This is a genomic window from Azospira oryzae (genome assembly GCF_004217225.1).
In the GTDB taxonomy this organism is placed as follows: Bacteria; Pseudomonadota; Gammaproteobacteria; order Burkholderiales; family Rhodocyclaceae; genus Azospira; species Azospira oryzae.
Genome location: NZ_SHKM01000001.1, coordinates 733,762 through 749,984, shown reverse-complemented (window position 1 = coordinate 749,984; position 16,223 = coordinate 733,762). Strand labels below are relative to the sequence as shown.

Annotated in this window: 16 protein-coding genes; 13 read left to right on the top strand and 3 right to left on the bottom strand. The window is 65.5% G+C overall.

Annotated elements, in window-relative coordinates:
• Positions 1 to 101: 101 nt before the first annotated feature.
• The 9 genes from mltG to EV678_RS03445 all read left to right on the top strand — a co-directional run bounded on the left by mltG (position 102) and on the right by EV678_RS03445 (position 7,017).
• The gene (gene mltG / locus EV678_RS03485; RefSeq protein WP_130458530.1) at positions 102 to 1,097 is read left to right on the top strand and encodes an endolytic transglycosylase MltG; all 996 of its coding nucleotides are present in this window, start codon (positions 102 to 104) and stop codon (positions 1,095 to 1,097) included.
• Positions 1,098 to 1,110: 13 nt separating this feature from the next.
• Entirely contained in the window at positions 1,111 to 1,722 is a 612-nt protein-coding gene (gene tmk / locus EV678_RS03480) for a dTMP kinase (protein WP_130458529.1), read from the top strand.
• Positions 1,719 to 2,744: a DNA polymerase III subunit delta' gene (gene holB / locus EV678_RS03475; protein ID WP_130458528.1), complete on the top strand. Its 1,026-nt coding sequence runs from the start codon at positions 1,719 to 1,721 to the stop codon at positions 2,742 to 2,744. The genes tmk and holB overlap by 4 nt, the downstream gene beginning before the upstream one ends.
• Positions 2,745 to 2,760: 16 nt before the next feature.
• The gene (locus tag EV678_RS03470; protein ID WP_014237684.1) at positions 2,761 to 3,147 is read left to right on the top strand and encodes a PilZ domain-containing protein; all 387 of its coding nucleotides are present in this window, start codon (positions 2,761 to 2,763) and stop codon (positions 3,145 to 3,147) included.
• A 30-nt stretch (positions 3,148 to 3,177) separates the two neighbouring features.
• Entirely contained in the window at positions 3,178 to 3,960 is a 783-nt protein-coding gene (locus EV678_RS03465) for a TatD family hydrolase (RefSeq protein ID WP_130458527.1), read from the top strand.
• 16 nt (positions 3,961 to 3,976) lie between these two features.
• Positions 3,977 to 4,621, top strand: a complete 645-nt coding sequence (locus tag EV678_RS03460; RefSeq protein ID WP_130458526.1) for an ankyrin repeat domain-containing protein — start codon at positions 3,977 to 3,979, stop codon at positions 4,619 to 4,621.
• 68 nt (positions 4,622 to 4,689) lie between these two features.
• Positions 4,690 to 5,775, top strand: coding sequence for a TRAP transporter substrate-binding protein (locus EV678_RS03455; RefSeq protein ID WP_130458525.1), 1,086 nt, complete (start codon positions 4,690 to 4,692; stop codon positions 5,773 to 5,775).
• Positions 5,776 to 5,783: 8 nt separating this feature from the next.
• A complete protein-coding gene (locus tag EV678_RS03450) occupies positions 5,784 to 6,566 on the top strand; it encodes a hypothetical protein (protein WP_130458524.1) in 783 nt (260 codons plus the stop codon).
• A gap of 1 nt (position 6,567) precedes the next feature.
• Positions 6,568 to 7,017: a ribonuclease HI family protein gene (locus EV678_RS03445; protein WP_207222156.1), complete on the top strand. Its 450-nt coding sequence runs from the start codon at positions 6,568 to 6,570 to the stop codon at positions 7,015 to 7,017.
• A 47-nt stretch (positions 7,018 to 7,064) separates the two neighbouring features.
• Here EV678_RS03445 and ccoG read toward each other — a convergent pair whose 3' ends face one another.
• Positions 7,065 to 8,471: a cytochrome c oxidase accessory protein CcoG gene (gene ccoG / locus EV678_RS03440; protein WP_130458522.1), complete on the bottom strand. Its 1,407-nt coding sequence runs from the start codon at positions 8,469 to 8,471 to the stop codon at positions 7,065 to 7,067.
• Positions 8,472 to 8,607: 136 nt separating this feature from the next.
• Between ccoG and EV678_RS03435 the strand changes: the two genes are divergently transcribed.
• The gene (locus EV678_RS03435) at positions 8,608 to 9,054 is read left to right on the top strand and encodes an RrF2 family transcriptional regulator (protein ID WP_130458521.1); all 447 of its coding nucleotides are present in this window, start codon (positions 8,608 to 8,610) and stop codon (positions 9,052 to 9,054) included.
• Positions 9,055 to 9,221: 167 nt separating this feature from the next.
• On the opposite strand, the gene fliW is transcribed toward EV678_RS03435, so the two are convergent.
• Positions 9,222 to 9,662 (bottom strand): flagellar assembly protein FliW, encoded by a 441-nt coding sequence (fliW, locus tag EV678_RS03430; RefSeq protein ID WP_130458520.1) that lies wholly within the window; start codon positions 9,660 to 9,662, stop codon positions 9,222 to 9,224.
• A 58-nt stretch (positions 9,663 to 9,720) separates the two neighbouring features.
• A complete protein-coding gene (locus EV678_RS03425) occupies positions 9,721 to 12,390 on the bottom strand; it encodes a bifunctional diguanylate cyclase/phosphodiesterase (protein ID WP_130458519.1) in 2,670 nt (889 codons plus the stop codon).
• Between the two features lie 249 nt (positions 12,391 to 12,639).
• On the opposite strand from EV678_RS03425, the gene EV678_RS03420 reads away from it, so the two are divergent.
• Genes EV678_RS03420 through hslO form a run of 3 tightly spaced genes read left to right on the top strand, consistent with a single transcriptional unit; the run spans position 12,640 to position 16,202 of the window.
• Positions 12,640 to 14,955, top strand: a complete 2,316-nt coding sequence (locus tag EV678_RS03420) for a Tex family protein (protein WP_130458518.1) — start codon at positions 12,640 to 12,642, stop codon at positions 14,953 to 14,955.
• Positions 14,956 to 14,982: 27 nt separating this feature from the next.
• Positions 14,983 to 15,330 (top strand): arsenate reductase, encoded by a 348-nt coding sequence (locus EV678_RS03415; protein ID WP_130458517.1) that lies wholly within the window; start codon positions 14,983 to 14,985, stop codon positions 15,328 to 15,330.
• A gap of 14 nt (positions 15,331 to 15,344) precedes the next feature.
• On the top strand, positions 15,345 to 16,202 hold the full coding sequence (gene hslO, locus EV678_RS03410; protein WP_207222154.1) for an Hsp33 family molecular chaperone HslO: 858 nt from the start codon (positions 15,345 to 15,347) through the stop codon (positions 16,200 to 16,202).
• Positions 16,203 to 16,223 lie beyond the last annotated feature (21 nt).

Here is a 16,223-nt window from a genome sequence, read left to right as displayed (position 1 = left end):
GAGAATACAGGGCTTGGGCTATTATATCGCCTCCTTTTACCCCGAATTCTCGGCAACGGCCAGGCCGGTGGCGGCAGCCGTTCCCCTAGACCCGCTTTCCTATGCGCTTGTTCCGCAGACTGTTGTCCCTGCTAATCCTCGCGGCCCTGCTGGGCGGCGGCGGCCTGGCCTGGCTGGCCCTGAGCCCGGTCCGCCTCAATGCCTCGCCTCTGGACTTCCAGGTGCAGCCCGGCAGCAGTGCCCGCGCAGCCGCCCGGCAGATGGTGGAGGCGGGCATCGATCTCAATCCCTGGGCCTTCGAGGCCCTGGCCCGGGCCAGCCGCAGCGCGGCGGCCCTCAAGGCGGGCAGCTACGAGGTGGAGCAGGGCATCACCCTGTGGGCCCTGCTGCAGAAGCTGACCCGGGGCGACGTCAGCCAGAGCGAACTGGCCATCATCGAGGGCTGGAATTTCCGCCAGCTGCGGGACAAGCTCAACGCCCACCCCGACCTGCGCCATGACGGCGCCGGCTTGTCGGATCGGGAACTGCTGCAGCGCATCGGCGCCGCCGAAAGCCATCCGGAAGGACTTTTCTTCCCCGACACTTATCTCTTCAGCAAGCAGTCCAGCGACCTAGACCTGCTGGCCCGGGCCTACCGGGCCATGCAGAAGCGCCTCCAGGCCGAGTGGGCGGCCCGGGACCCGGGCCTGCCCCTGCAGCACCCCTACCAGGCCCTGATCCTCGCTTCCATCGTGGAAAAGGAAACGGGTCGGGCCGCGGACCGGCCCCACATCGCCGCAGTCTTCGTCAATCGCCTGCGCCAGGGCATGCTGCTGCAGACCGACCCCACGGTCATCTACGGCATGGGCGAGCGCTTCGACGGCAACCTGCGGCGTCAGGACCTGCTCACCGATACGCCCTACAATACCTACACCCGGGGCGGCCTGCCGCCCACGCCCATCGCCATGCCCGGCCAGGCGGCCCTGCAGGCGGCGCTCCATCCCGCTGCCAGCCCGGCCCTTTATTTCGTCGCCCGGGGCGACGGCAGCAGCCATTTTTCCTCCTCCCTGGACGAGCACAACCGGGCGGTAAACAAATACCAGCGGGGCGGACGCTGATTACAGGATGACCATGCGCGGAAAATTCATCACCTTCGAAGGTATCGACGGGGCCGGCAAGAGCACCCACATCCAGTGGCTGGCGGACCAGCTCACGGCCCGGGGCAAGACCGTGGTCACCACCCGGGAGCCCGGCGGCACGCCCCTGGGGGAAAAGCTGCGGGCCCTGCTTCTGGCCGAGCCCATGCACCTGGAAACCGAGGCCCTACTGATGTTCGCCGCCCGCCGGGAGCACCTGGCCGAGGTCATCGAGCCGGCCCTGGCGGCCGGCACCTGGGTCATCTCGGACCGTTTCACCGATGCCACCGTGGCCTACCAGGGCGGCGGCCGGGGGCTCTCCCTGGACAAGCTGAAAGTCCTGGAGGACTGGGTCCACGGCCACCTGCAGCCGGACCTGACCCTGCTTTTCGATCTGCCCCTGGCGGTGGCCCAGGCCCGCATCGGCAAGGAGCGCATCCTCGACCGCTTCGAGCAGGAAGAGGCCGACTTCCACGAGCGGGTGCGCCAGTGCTATCTGCAGCGGGCCGGCCAGTCCAACGGCCGTATCCGGGTGGTACAGGCCGACCGGACCGTGGATGAAATTAAGAAATCAATTGAAGAATTGATTTCAATTATTTGTTTATGAATATATTTCAATTACAGGAATCGGCCTGGCAACGGCTCCAGGGGCGGCGTGCCCAGCTTCCCCACGCCCTCCTGCTGATCGGCCAGCGCGGCGTCGGCAAGTTCGAACTGGCCCGGGCCTTCGCCGCCGGCCTGCTCTGCGAGGCGCCGGGCATGGACGGCCATGCCTGCGGCCAGTGTTCCGCCTGCAACTGGCTGGGGCAGGGCAACCACCCGGATTTCCGGCTGGTGCAACCGGCGGCCATGAGCGACGAAGAGGCCGAGGCCGACGAGGAAACGGGCAAGAAGAAGCCCAGCCAGCAGATCACCATCGACCAGGTGCGGGGGCTGGACGACTTCCTCCATGTCGGCACCCACCGCCAGGGGGTGCGCATCGTCCTACTGCATCCGGCGGAGGCCATGAACCGCAACACCGCCAACGCGCTGTTGAAGAGCCTGGAAGAACCCCGGCCCGACACCCTGTTCCTGCTGGTGTCGAGCGAGGCCGACCGGCTCCTGCCGACCATCCGCAGCCGCTGCCAAACCGTGGAAGTGCCCCTGCCATCGCCCCAGGCGGCCACCGCCTGGCTGGCGGCGCAGAAGGTCAGCGACGGCGGGCGCTGGCTGGCCCTGGCCGGCGGGGCGCCGCGCCTGGCGGCGGAACTGGCCGGCAGCGGCCAGCGCGGCCTGCTCGATGCCCTGCTCGGACAGTTGCAGAAGGGACGCCAACTGGACCCCATTGCCGCTGCCGCCCTGATCGAGAAAACCCTCAAGGCGGACAAATCCGGCGCCCTCACCATGAAGCGGACGGTGGAATGGCTGCAGAAATGGAGCGCCGACCTGGCCCTGGTGGCAGAGGGGCTGCCGCCGCGCTACTTCCAGGCCGATGGCGCTACAATAGGGCAGCTGGCGGCTTCGTCAAGCACTATTAAAATTATAAATTTCAATAGATTGCTGATTAAATTTAAAGCTCAATCTGAGCATCCGTTGAACCTGCGCCTGGTACTGGAAGAACTCTTCTTCGCCTACCGGGCCCTGTACTGAAAGACGCGAGGACCCCATGTCGGACACCAATGCCGCAAGTTCTGCCGCTCCTGCCGCCGCCGGAGCCCGCCCCAGCGTTCTCTCCCTCAACATCAACTCCAAGTCGGCCCTTTACGCCGCCTACATGCCCCACCTGAAAAACGGCGGCATCTTCATCCCCACCAACCGTCGCTACACCCTGGGGGACGAAGTTTTCATGCTCCTCTCCCTGATGGAGGACCCGACCAAGCTGCCCATCGCCGGCACCGTGGTCTGGGTGACCCCGGCCGGGGCCCAGAACAGCAAGGCCCAGGGCATCGGCATCCATTTCAACAACGACGAGAGCGGCATCGAGGCCCGACGCAAGATCGAAGGACTGCTCGGCGGCCTGCTCCAGTCCAGCCGCGCCACCCATACCATCTGAGGGCCCCTGGCGGCCCCGCGTAGAGAAACCATGCTTGTCGATTCCCACTGCCACCTGGACTTTCCCGACCTGGCCGCCAGGCTGCCGGAAATCCTGGCCAAGATGGCAGCCAACCAGGTCCAGGCCGCCGTCTGCATCGGCGTCAATCTGGAGGACTTTCCCCGGGTCCTGGCCCTGGCCGAGGCCCATCCCCAGTTGCTGGCCAGCGTCGGTGTCCATCCCGAACACACGGAAGGGGCCGAGCCCACGGTGGAGCAGCTGGTGGCCCTGGCCGCCCATCCCCGGGTCGTCGCCATCGGCGAAACCGGGCTGGATTACTACTGGCACAAGGACAAGCCGGAGTGGCAGCGGCAGCGCTTCCGCACCCACATCGCCGCCGCCAAGGCCTGCGGCAAGCCCCTGGTGATCCATACCCGGGACTCGGCCGCCGACACCATCCGCCTCATGGCGGAGGAGGGGGCCGGAGCGGTGGGCGGCGTCATGCACTGCTTCACCGAGGACTGGGAAGTGGCCAAACAGGCCCTGGACCTGGGCTTCTATATTTCCTTCTCCGGCATCGTCACCTTCAAGAACGCCAAGGTGGTCAAGGAAGTGGCCGCCAAGGTGCCCCTGGAGCGCATCCTGGTGGAGACCGACTCGCCCTACCTGGCGCCCACGCCCTTCCGGGGCAAGACCAACGAACCGGCCTACGTGCGCCACGTGGCCGAGGAAATCGCCACCCTGCGGGGTCTCACCCTGCAGGAGGTGGCCGCTGCCACCACCGCCAATTTCTTCCGCTGTTTCCCTGCCGCCGGCACCGCCCTGGCCGCCTGACCCTCGAGGAACCACCATGCGCAAGCTCCTGGCAGCCCTGCTGCTTTCCCTGGCTTTCCCCCTTGCCCAGCCGGTCCTGGCCGGCATCTACGACGACACCCTCAAGGCCGTGCTGGAAAACCACACGGAGGAGGCGGTGGCCCTGCTGGAGCGGGGCATCGATCCCAATACCGCCGATGCCGAAGGCAGCACCCTGCTCATGCTGGCGGCCCGCAACGGCAATGCGGAGCTGGTGGACCAACTGATCCTGCGCCGGGCCAAGGTCACCGCCCGCAACCGTTTCGGCGACGACGCCCTGCTGCTGGCCTGCTTCCGCGGCCATCTGCCGGTGGTGAAGCTGCTCCTGGCCGGCGGCGCCCCGGTGAACCGCAGCGAAGGCTGGCCGCCCCTGGCCTATGCGGCCTTCAACAACCAGCTGGAGGTGATGGAATACCTGCTGGCCCACGGCGCCGACATCAACGGCACCAGCGACAACGGCACCACCGCCCTCATGGTGGCGGCCCGCAATGCCCATATCGAAGCGGTGCGCCTGTTGCTCAAGCACAAGCCGGATGTGGACAAGATCAACGAGGCCGGCGGCACCGCCCTGAAGTGGGCCGTGGCCGCCAACAATACGGAAATCGCCGACCTGCTGCGCCAGGCCGGCGCCGTCCTGGAGTAAGCGGGAACGCGGGTTTCGGCCGCTCCCGATTTTTCCTGCAGCAACCTGGTTTCGGGAGGAACACTGCCATGCAACGACGTGACTTCCTGCTCGGCGCCGGCGCTTCGGTGGCCCTGGGCGCGGCTACGGCCCGGGCGGCGGACGGCCAGCCGGTGGTGCGCTGGCGCCTGGCCTCCAGCTATCCGAAGAGCCTGGATACCCTCTACGGCGCCAGCGAAGTGCTGGCCAACCGGGTGGCGGCCCTGACCGAGGGGCGCTTCCAGATCCGCCCCTTCGCCGCGGGCGAAATCGTCCCCGGTCTGCAGGCCCTGGATGCGGTGCAGCAGGGCACCGTGGAGTGCGGCCACACCCTGGGCTCCTTCTATGTCGGCAAGAACCGGGCATTCGCCTTCGACAGCGTCCTGCCCTTCGGCCTTACCACCCGCCAGCAGACGGCCTGGATGCATTTCGGCAACGGCCTGACCCTGCTGCGGGAGCTGTACCGGGACTACGGCGTCATCAACTTCCCCGGCGGCAACACCGGCGCCCAGATGGGGGGCTGGTTCCGCAAGGAACTGCAGGGCCTGGCCGACCTCAAGGGCCTGAAGATGCGCATTCCAGGCCTGGGCGGGGAAATCATGGCGCGCCTGGGGGCGGTGCCCCAGACCATTCCCGGGGCCGATGTCTATCCGGCCCTGGAAAAGGGCGCCATCGACGCTGCCGAATGGTCCGGCCCCTACGATGACGAGAAGCTGGGCTTCTTCAAGGTGGCCCGCTACTACTACCATCCGGGCTGGTGGGAACCCAGTGCCCAGCTGAGTTTCCTTGTCAATGCCCGGGAATGGGAAAAGCTGCCCAAGGCCTACCAGCAGGCCTTCGAGGTGGCGGCGGCAGAAGCCCACCTGCTCACCACCGCCGAATACGACGCCAAGAATCCGCCGGCCCTGACGCGCCTGCTGGCCCAGGGCGTCAAGCTGCGCCGTTTTCCGGATGACGTGATGAAGGCTGCCTACAAGGCCGCCTTTGCCTTCTACGACGAGGAAGCCGAGCGCAATCCGGTGTTCCGCAAGATCTATAACGACTGGCAGCGCTTCCGCAGCCAGCAACAGGCCTGGTTCCGCATCGGCGAAACCGGCATCGAAAACTTCATGTATTCGCAGAACCTGCAGAAATAAGAGTCCCCATGGAAGAACAGACCCTGAACGACCCCGTCGCCGACCTGGCGCCCCACGCCCTGCAACGGGAAGCCGCCCGCCTGGCCCAGGAGGCCTTTGCCCTGGCTTTCCGCCAGACCCTGGAGGGCAAGGGGGAAGAACGGCCCCAGATCATCGCCCAGATCGTCCAGCGCCTCATGGGCTGGGCCAACGACAAGCGGGAAGGGGAGGCGGGCGACCACCATGCCGGCCGCCACCTGCGCCAGGCCATGCTGCTCAGCGGCCTGGATCAGTGGGGCCTGGCCTATGCCCAGGTCTACGGTCCCAGCGCCATGACCGGCCTCTCGGCCATGGTGGCCGGCCTGCGCGCCGGCCTGGACGGGGCAGGGGAGAGCGAAGGCTACCAGGCCTTCTTCGAGCGCCTGGTGAACGAGGAAACGGCGGCCTTCAGCTTCAAGTCCGACCTGCGCCAGGCCATCCACATGGCCCTCTGGCACACCATGATCGCCACGGAAAACCGGGGTGAAGCCCTGCAACTTCTGCAGCAGCTGGGCGGCATGATGCTGGCCTTGCCCCAGGCCATGCCGCAGCACGGCTGGATGATCCTGGCCAACACCCTGGCCGACATCCAGATCCGCTGCCTGGCCCACGCCCTGGCGGCAGAAGGCCTGGGCCAGGAAATGACCCAGGAGCTGTTCGGCGCCCTGGCCAAGCAGTTGCCGGGGGAACTGCGTTCCCAGGTGATGGGCAATGCGGCCCGCACGGTGCTGGAATGGCAGCAGACCAACCGGGCCCAGGGCACGGTGCATTAGGGTGGAGGCAGGGGAGGGCTGGCAGGCCTGGTTCGACGGCGCGGCGGCCCCCAATCCGGGACGCATCGGCCTGGGCGGCCTGCTGCTGTCGCCCGGCGGTGTCCGGCAGGAGCTTTCCCTGCGCCCGGGGCAGCTGGGCTGCAATAACGAGGCGGAACTGCTGGCCCTGGCCGAGGTGCTGGATCTGGCCTGGGCTGCGGGGGCGCGGCGCCTGACGGTGCGCGGTGACAGCGATTTTGCGGTACGCCACCTGCAGGGACAGGCCCATACCGCGGTGCCCCATCTGGCCGAACTGTTGCAGACCGTGCTGGCCAAGGCGGCCCGTTTCGAGGCGGTGCAGTTTCTCTGGGTGCCGCGGCACCGCAACGGCGAGGCCGATCGTCTATCCCGTCAGGCCCTGGGGCTGACGACGGAACCGGTGCAACGCCCCATCAGCAGACGCCGCCGTTAGGCCATCCTGGCCGGGGCAGGGCGGAGAAGACCGCCCCTGGCCGATCTTCAGGGCATCCAGAATTTGGTTTTTTCCGTCACCCGGATGGTGGCGTCAGCCTCGTCCTGCACCGTCAGGGTGATGGGATGGGCGCCCTTGTCCGCGCTCCCCGCATCCACCCGGATTTGCAGCGTCAAAGTGCCGGTGGACGCCGCTGCCAGGGACACCTGGGCCGGCTGGCTGAGGCGGATGCCCTCGAGGCCGGCCACCTGCACGGTATAGCGCCGGGGCTGCTCGCTGGCATTGACCAGCTGCAGCTGGTAGTTGTTTTCGATGCTGCCGTCGTCCGCCTCCCGGGCCAGGGTGCTGCGGTCCCGCAGCACGTCCACCTTGAGGGGCACCCGGGTGGCCAGGGACCAGGCCGTGGCCCCGGTCAGGAGGAAGAACACCGAGGCATAGACGATGGTGCGCGGACGCAGGGCGCGGCGGATGATCTCGCTGCGGCCGAAGTGCTGCTTGACGGCGTTTTCCGTGGAATAGCGGATCAGGCCCCGGGGGTATTCCATCTTGTCCATCACCTGGTCGCAGGCATCGATGCAGGCGGCGCAGCCGATGCATTCGTTCTGCAGGCCGTCCCGGATGTCGATGCCGGTGGGGCACACCTGGACGCAGATGCCGCAATCGACGCAATCGCCCAGGCCCTTTTCCTTGGCATCTGCGCCTTTCTTGCGGGTGCCCCGGGGATCGCCCCGCTCGGCGTCGTAGGTGATGATCAGGGTGTCCGGATCGAACATGACAAACTGGAAGCGGGCGTAGGGGCAGATGTACTTGCACATCTGCTCCCGCAGGAAGCCGGCATTGCCGTAGGTGGCAAAGCCATAGAAGGCGACCCAGAAAGCCTCGTTGAGGGTTGGCCGCAGCTGCCACAGGTCCGCCACCAGTTCCCGGATGGGCACGAAATAGCCGACGAAGGTAATGCCGGTCCAGAAGGAAAAGGCCAGCCAGGCGCCATGCTTGGCCGTCTTGATGCCCACCTTGCGGGCATCCCAGGGCGCTGCGTCCAGCTTCATGCGCTTGGGCCGGTCACCCTCGATCACCTTTTCGATCCACAGGAAAATTTCCGTATAGACGGTCTGGGGACAGCTGTAGCCGCACCACAGGCGGCCGGCCAGGGTGGTGAAGAGGAACAGGGCGAGGGCGGAGAGGACCAGCAGGATGGCCAGGTAGATGGTGTCCTGGGGCCACAGCACCAGGTCAAAAATGTAGAAACGGCGGGCATCAAGATCGAACTGCACCGCCGGACGGCCGTTCCAGGGCAGCCAGCAGAGGCCGAAATAGACCGCCTGGGTCAGCCACACCAGGGCCCAGCGCCAGTTGGCGAACCAGCCCGAGATGGAACGCGGATACACCTTCGCGTCGGACTGGAACATCGGTTGAATCGGGATGACTTTGGGCGCTTTGGGAGGCTGGGACATGGGGAAAACGCAAAGACATGGGCGGTTGGAGAAAAGCGTCCGTCACCCAAAAGATTGAAATTTCGTATATCTTTAATGTAACAGGCGCATCAACCTAAATCAATACAACAAATATATCTTTACGGTGTGAACAGTCATGAAGCTCAGTACCTTTTCCGATTACAGCCTGCGGGTGCTCATCTACCTGGGCCTGCACCCCGAACGCCTGGCCACTGTGGCCGAAATCACGGCCGCCTTCGGCATCTCCCGCGGGCACCTGATGAAGGTGGTGCACCAACTGGGCAAGGCCGGCTATCTGGAAACGGTAAGGGGCAAAGGCGGCGGCATGCGGCTGGGCCTGGCTCCCGAGCAGATCGTCCTGGGGCGGGTGATCCGCCATACGGAAGGCGACATCAGCCTGGTGGAATGCTTCGGCAGCGACTCGGACTGCCGCATCCAGCCGGCCTGCCGACTCAAGGCCGTTCTGGCCGAAGCCCTGGCGGGGATGTTCCTGGTCCTGGACAGCTACACCCTCGCCGATTTGCTGCAGCAACCCCGGGCTCTGGAAGCATTGATCGGCTGCGACAGTCAGGTTGCGGTCTGAGGAGATGCTGATGCCGCAGTTGGAGCTGTATCGGCAGATCGGTGGCGGTGCCGGGAAGTTTTGGAACGCCGATTTCACTCCCCGTCACTCAATTCATTAATTGCATAATTTGTATTATGTAAAATACGATCTGCAAAAGAAAAGAGGCCCGCAGGCCTCTTTCGGCATCAGCCAACCGCGGAACTGAGGTTGCTGACGGTAATGCGGGGACGGCAGTTGCCGATCACCTTCTGCAGACCGAGCCGGGTCTTGACGTTGATCAGCAGCGGCGCGCGCACGTTGGCACCCAGTTGCTTGGCCGTCTCCTGCTTGAACAGCAGCAGCATCACGGCCACGTCTTCAGGCTGCTCGACCTTGAGGGCGGCACGTTCGGCGTCGGACAGTTCCAGTTCGTACTGGAAACCGATGGCGGTCGGGTCAATGATCTGGAAAGCCACGGAAGGATTGTCCACGGACTGCAGGGTGAAGCTGACCGGCTCCCCTTCTGCCGCCTCATGCACCAGCTTGTAGCGCACGCTGGATTCGAAACCCGTGAGGCCGGCCGGGAAGGAAATGACGGTGTCGGGATCCACTTCGATGGTGCCGAACAGGTGGGTTTGTACTTGCATGGGCTCGCTCCTCTTGGAATCGTTGTTGGTTGGCTGAATTGACGGTTGTTCCGGCCGATTATGCCATTGGCGCCGGGGCCCGGGTGGCCGAATTGAAGAAGCGGCAAACCTCGGCGGCCGGTACCGGCGGGCTGAACAGATAACCCTGGACTTCGCCGCACTGGTGCAGGGCCAGGTAGTCCAGCTGGGACTGGTTTTCCACCCCTTCGGCAATGACGCCCAGCTCCAGCTTGGCGGCAATGGCGATGATGGCCTGGATGATGGCGGCGTCGCCCGAATCCTTGATCATGTCGCGCACGAAGGACTGGTCGATCTTGATCTTGTCCAGGGGGAAGCGCTTCAGGTAGCTGAGGCTGGAATAGCCGGTGCCGAAATCGTCCAGGGACAGGCGGATACCCAGGGACTTCAGCTCGTGCAGAACCTCGACGGCCCGTTCGGTGTCGTCCATGAGCAGGCTTTCGGTGATTTCCAGCTCCAGCTGGGCGGCCGGCAGGCCCGTTTCGGCCAGCACCCGCTGCACCAGGGAGACCAGATTGCGCTGCCGGAACTGCACCGGGGAAAGATTCACTGCCACCGTGGTGGCCGGCTGCCCTGCCCTCTGCCAGGCCATCTGCTGCCGGCAGGCCTCGGCCAGGACCCATTCGCCGATGGGCAGGATCAGGTTGGTTTCCTCGGCGATGGGAATGAAGCGGGCCGGCGGCACCAGGCCCAGTTCGGGATGACGCCAGCGCAAGAGGGCCTCGAAACCGATGGGATCGCCGCCGCCGACCCGGTATTGGGGCTGGTAGTAGAGCATCAGTTCCTGGCGCGGCAGGGCCTTGCGCAGGCTGTTTTCCAGGGACAGGCGTTCGAATACCCTAGCGTTCATTTCCGGCGTGAAGAACTGGTAGGTATTGCGACCGGCAGCCTTGGCCGAATACATGGCGGCATCGGCGTTCTTCAGCAGGGCGCCGAGGTCGGTGCCGTCGTGGGGATACATGCTGATGCCGACTGAGGCTGACAGCACCAGTTCGTGCCCGTCCACATTGAAAGGCTGGGCCATGGTTTCCAGCAGGCGCTGGGCGATGCGCCCGATCATGGGGGCACCGCTGCATTCGGTGAGGAGGATGGCGAATTCGTCGCCGCCGGAACGGCTCAGGGTGTCCGCCGCGTCCAGGGTGTGGCGCAGGCGCTCCGTCGCCAGTTGGAGCAGCTTGTCGCCGACCTCGTGGCCGAGGGAGTCGTTGATGTTCTTGAAATGATCCAGATCCAGGAGCAGCAGGGCCATGGGCGCCTGGCTGCCGACCGAGCGGTTGATGGCATCGGCCATGCGGGAACTGAGCAGGCTGCGGTTGGGTAGGTCGGTCAGGGCGTCGTGCTCCGCCAGATGGCGGATGCGGGCTTCGGCTTCCTTGCGCTCCGTGATGTCCCGGGCAATGCCGGCCATGCCGACGACCTCGCCCTCCTCGTTGTGTACCGGCACCCGGATGTAGTCCAGGGTACGCGGCTGCCCTTCCCCATTGGTTACCAGGACTTCGAAGTGGCCCGGCTTGCCGCTGGCCAGCACGGCTTCGTCGTGATTCTGGAAGGTCCGCGCCAGGGCTTCGGGCCAGACCTGGAACACGGTCTTGCCGATTATTTCCTCAGCCGGCTTGCCGCACATGCGGGCGTAGGCCTCGTTGACGGCGTGGAAGCGGAAGGCGTTGTCCTTGATCCAGGCCAGGTCGGGAATGCTGTCCAGCAGGGCCCGGATGCGGGAGGAGCTTTCGTCGTAGGCATTGGTCATGGTGTGGGCCATGGACACCGCCCGCACGTAGCTGCGCTGCCACACCAGGATCAGGCCCAGCAGGGCCAGGGCCAGCACCACGGCAGTGGCGCCGTAATAGGTGAGCTTGCGATACCACTCGGACAGCACTTCGTCCCGGGAGAGGCCGACGAAAACCACGAAGGGCAGGTTTTCCAGGCGCCGGAAGCCGAACACGCGGCGAATGCCGTCCTGATGCGAGAGGGCCTCGAAGGCCCCCTTCTCCCGGCTGCGGATGTTGTCGCTGATTTCCGTGTTGAGGATGCTCTTGCCCAGCCGGTTGGGCAGGGGCGGGGTGCGGGCGATGAGGCGCAGTTCGGCGTCGTACAGGGCCACCACGCCACCCTCCCCCACGTTCAGGGTCTGGAAGTGCTGCTGCAGGCTGTCCGCATTGACGGCGGCCTGGACCAGGCCGAGGAAGCGCCCGTCCTTGTCCCGCAGGCTGCGGCTGAGGGTGATGACCCAGTTCTGGGTGATGCGGGCGAAAATCGGCTCGGAAAAGACCAGGCCCGCCTTGGGATCGTTCTTGTTGCGCTGGAAATAGGCCCGGTCGCCGATGCTCTGGCTGGAGATCTTGCCGCTGGCGTCGTAGCGGAAGGTGCCGGTTGCGTCGGCCACCCGCAGGCTCTGGGACTCGGGAATGCGGGAGAGCAGCCGGGCCAGTTCCGCATTGACGGCCTGGGGCGAAACGGGACCCTTGGCCAGGCGCTGCTGCATGGAATACTGGACTTCCAGCAGCACCAGGTCGATCTTCTCCACAGCGCCCCGGGTGCGGCCTTCCAGGCTGTCCGCCAGGTTTTCCACATTGCGCCGGGCGAAGGCCATTTCCGTGTCGTAGGAATGGTTCAGTTCCAGACCCAGCAAGGCGCAAAAGCCCGCCAAGGCCAGCAAGGCGATGACGACATAGACGAACTGTCGCGAGGAAATGCCGTTTTGCTTGGTCAAAAAGGGTGTCTCGGCGTTGGGTTCCGGGGCATGGCAGCCGCCAAGTCCCGCCAGGCAAGGATGAATGGGGCTGTCGCTGAAAAACCGCGCCAGCATTCATTCTCAGCCCGACAGAACGGGAAAGGTGTCATCTTACCTCAGTTGCGCCGGCACTTATATGCCATATCCCCGAGCGGGCCCCGCTGCCTTGTCTTATGCGGCGGCTTTGGTGCATAGTTCGCCCTCTTTTTCCCCTTTCCCCCGAGTCTCATGCTGCCTCCCATCGAACATCGCATCGCCGAAGAACTGGGCGCCCGCCCGCAACAGGTCATGGCCGCCGTGGCCCTGCTGGACGAAGGCGCCACCGTGCCCTTCATCGCCCGCTACCGGAAGGAAGTCACCGGCGGCCTGGACGACACCCAGCTGCGCAACCTGGAAGAGCGCCTGACCTATCTGCGGGAACTGGAAGACCGCCGCGCCGCCGTCCTCGCCAGCATCGATGAACAGGGCAAGCTGACCCCCGAGCTGAAGGCCGCCGTGGACATGGCGGACACCAAGCAGCGCCTGGAAGACCTCTACCTGCCCTACAAGCAGAAGCGCCGCACCAAGGCCCAGATCGCCCGGGAAGCCGGCCTGCAGCCGCTGGCCGATGCCCTGCTGGCCGATCCGACCCTGGTGCCGGAAAGCGAGGCGGAAAAATACTTCAACGCCGAAGCCGGTTTTGCCGACACCAAGGCCGTGCTGGACGGCGCCCGCCAGATCCTCATGGAGCAGTTCGCCGAGGACGCGGAGCTGCTGGGCAGCCTGCGCACCTACCTGGACGAACACGGCATTCTCAAATCCACCCTGATCGCCGGCCAGGAAGAAGCCGGCGCCAAGTTCCGCGACTATTTCGAATACTCGGAAGCCATCAGCGACATTCCCTCCCACCGGGCCCTGGCCCTCTTCCGCGGCCGCAACGAGGGCGCCATTTCCCTGGCCCTGGTGCTCGATTCCGAACTGGACGAGGAGAACAAGCCCCTCGGCCCCAATCCCTGCGAACTGCGCATCGCCAAGCGTTTCGGCATCAAGGACCAGGGCCGTCCCGCCGACAAGTGGCTGGCCGACACGGTGCGCTGGGCCTGGCGGGTGAAGATGGCCCTGCACCTGGAAACCGAACTGATGACCGTGTTGCGGGAAAAGGCCGAGGAAGAGGCCATCCGCGTCTTCGGCCGCAACCTGAAGGACCTCCTGCTGGCAGCCCCGGCCGGCCAGAAAGCCACCATGGGCCTGGACCCGGGCCTGCGCACCGGGGTCAAGGTGGCCGTGGTGGACCAGACCGGCAAGCTGCTGGACACCGCCACCATCTATCCCCACGAGCCCCGGCGCGACTGGGAAGGCTCCCTGCATACCCTGGCCGTGCTGGCCCAGAAACACAATGTGAACCTGATCGCCATCGGCAACGGCACCGCTTCCCGGGAAACGGACAAGCTGGCAGCCGACCTGATCCGCATCGCCTCGCCCCACATGACCCTGGCCAAGGTGGTGGTGTCCGAAGCCGGCGCCTCGGTCTATTCCGCCTCCGAATTCGCAGCCCGGGAATTCCCGGAACTGGACGTCTCCCTGCGTGGCGCCGTTTCCATCGCCCGCCGCCTGCAGGACCCTCTGGCCGAACTGGTGAAAATCGAGCCCAAGTCCATCGGCGTCGGCCAGTACCAGCATGACGTCTCCCAGACAAAGCTGGCCCGGGCCCTGGACGGGGTGGTGGAAGACTGCGTGAACGCCGTCGGCGTCGATGTAAATACCGCCTCCATTCCGCTGCTGGCCCGCATTTCCGGCCTCAACCAGACCCTGGCGGCCAACATCGTCGCCTACCGGGACCAGCACGGCCCCTTCCCCAACCGACTGGCCCTGAAGAACGTGCCCCGCCTGGGCGACAAGACCTTCGAGCAGGCCGCCGGCTTCCTGCGGGTGCCCAGCAGCGACAATCCCCTGGACGCCTCCGCCGTGCACCCGGAAGCCTATCCGGTGGTGGAGCGCATCCTGGCCGACATCAAGAAGGGCATCAAGGAAGTGATCGGCGACGCCCGCCTGGTGAAGAGCCTGCAGCCCGTCAAATACACCGACGAGAAGTTCGGCCTGCCGACGGTTCAGGACATCCTCAAGGAACTGGAAAAGCCGGGCCGGGACCCCCGCCCCGAGTTCAAGACCGCCGTCTTCAAGGACGGCGTCGAGGAAATGCGCGACCTGCAGCCCGGCATGATCCTGGAAGGCGTGGTCACCAACGTGGCCGCCTTCGGCGCCTTCGTGGATATCGGCGTGCACCAGGACGGCCTGGTGCACGTTTCTGCCCTGTCCACCAAGTTCGTCAAGGACCCCCACGAGGTGGTCAAGGCCGGCGACATCGTCAAGGTCAAGGTGCTGGAAGTGGACATGGCCCGCAAGCGCATCGCCCTCACCATGCGGCTGGACGATGCCTTCGGCAAGGGCACCGGCGGCGGCAAGCCGGCCGGCGCCCCCATGACCGCCAAGGCCCGCCAGCGGGAAGATACCCAGCCCGCCGGCCAGAATGCCATGGCCGCCGCCTTCGCCAAACTGAAGCGGTAAAATGGCGTTTTGAATTAGGAAGTTGCCATGCTCAAGGTATACGGCATCAAGAACTGCGACACCATGAAGAAGGCCTTCGTCTGGCTGGAAGCCAACGGTGTCGCCTACGAATTCATCGACTACAAGAAGGCCGGCGTGGCGGCAGGCAAGCTGCCCGAGTGGTGCCGCAAGGCCGGCTGGCAGGTCCTGCTCAACACCCGGGGCCTGATGTGGAAGAAACTCAGCGAAGCGCAGCGGGCCGACGTGGATGAGGCCAAGGCCATCGCCCTCATGGGTGAGTATCCGAGCCTGATCAAGCGCCCCCTCATCGAACACGGCGACCAGGTCAGCGTGGGTTTCGATGCGGAACGCTTCGCCCAAACCTTCAAGTCATAAGGTCTCCCCGTCCCATGCAAGATTCCGTACAACGCCTGCTTTTCGAAGACCTGGACATCCGCGGCGCCATCGTCCGCCTCGGTCCCTCCTGGCAGGCCATGCAGGCCGGCCGCGGCTATCCGGAGGCGGTGGCCCGACTGTTGGGCGAAATGACCGCCGTCACCACCATCATTGCGGCCCAGCTGAAGCAGCCGGGCCGGCTGACCTTCCAGCTGCGGGGCGATGGCCCCCTTTCCCTGCTGGTGATCGACTGCAACGAAAACCTGGAATTCCGCGGCATGGCCCGGGCCGACGGCCTGGCAGCCGGCGACCTGCCCCTGGAGCGCCTGTGGGGCCATGGCCAGCTGATGCTGACCCTGGATCTGCCCCAGGCCAAGGACCCGTACCAGAGCTTCGTGCCCCTGGAAGGCAATACCATCGCCGAGGTCTTCGAGCATTACCTGCAGCAGTCCGAACAGCAGCCCTCTCGCCTCTATCTGGCGGCTTCCGAGCAGGGCGTCACCGGCCTCTTCCTGCAAACCCTGCCGGGCGCCCACGACAAGGACGCTGACGGCTGGAACCGCCTGCAGCAGCTGGCCGCCACCCTGCGCCCGGAAGAACTGCTGGGCCTGGAAACGGAAGTGCTGCTGTCCCGGGTCTTTGCCGAGGAAACCCTGCGCCTCTATCCGCCCCGGAGCGTGACCTACTCCTGCCCCGAGGACTGGGAAAAGGTGCGCAGCATGCTGCGGGCCGTCGGACGGGAAGAGGCCGAATCCATTCTGCAGGAGCACGGCGAAATTCTCATCCGGGACGACATCTGCAACCGGGAATACCGCTTCGATGCGGCCGCCGTGGCCGAGCTGTTCTCAGCCAATCCGCCGACGCTGCACTGAGTCTTTGGCGGGAGACGCAAT

Excerpts from the sequence above, each read along its gene's own strand:
- EV678_RS03470 (WP_014237684.1), top strand. The coding sequence starts at position 2,761 with ATGTCGGACACCAATGCCGCAAGTTCTGCCGCTCCTGCCGCCGCCGGA.
- mltG (WP_130458530.1), top strand. The coding sequence starts at position 102 with ATGCGCTTGTTCCGCAGACTGTTGTCCCTGCTAATCCTCGCGGCCCTG.
- EV678_RS03460 (WP_130458526.1), top strand. The coding sequence starts at position 3,977 with ATGCGCAAGCTCCTGGCAGCCCTGCTGCTTTCCCTGGCTTTCCCCCTT.
- hslO (WP_207222154.1), top strand. The coding sequence starts at position 15,345 with ATGCAAGATTCCGTACAACGCCTGCTTTTCGAAGACCTGGACATCCGC.
- tmk (WP_130458529.1), top strand. The coding sequence starts at position 1,111 with ATGCGCGGAAAATTCATCACCTTCGAAGGTATCGACGGGGCCGGCAAG.
- EV678_RS03415 (WP_130458517.1), top strand. The coding sequence starts at position 14,983 with ATGCTCAAGGTATACGGCATCAAGAACTGCGACACCATGAAGAAGGCC.
- holB (WP_130458528.1), top strand. The coding sequence starts at position 1,719 with ATGAATATATTTCAATTACAGGAATCGGCCTGGCAACGGCTCCAGGGG.
- EV678_RS03420 (WP_130458518.1), top strand. The coding sequence starts at position 12,640 with ATGCTGCCTCCCATCGAACATCGCATCGCCGAAGAACTGGGCGCCCGC.
- EV678_RS03455 (WP_130458525.1), top strand. The coding sequence starts at position 4,690 with ATGCAACGACGTGACTTCCTGCTCGGCGCCGGCGCTTCGGTGGCCCTG.
- EV678_RS03435 (WP_130458521.1), top strand. The coding sequence starts at position 8,608 with ATGAAGCTCAGTACCTTTTCCGATTACAGCCTGCGGGTGCTCATCTAC.
- EV678_RS03465 (WP_130458527.1), top strand. The coding sequence starts at position 3,178 with ATGCTTGTCGATTCCCACTGCCACCTGGACTTTCCCGACCTGGCCGCC.
- ccoG (WP_130458522.1), bottom strand. The coding sequence starts at position 8,471 with ATGTCCCAGCCTCCCAAAGCGCCCAAAGTCATCCCGATTCAACCGATG.
- EV678_RS03450 (WP_130458524.1), top strand. The coding sequence starts at position 5,784 with ATGGAAGAACAGACCCTGAACGACCCCGTCGCCGACCTGGCGCCCCAC.
- fliW (WP_130458520.1), bottom strand. The coding sequence starts at position 9,662 with ATGCAAGTACAAACCCACCTGTTCGGCACCATCGAAGTGGATCCCGAC.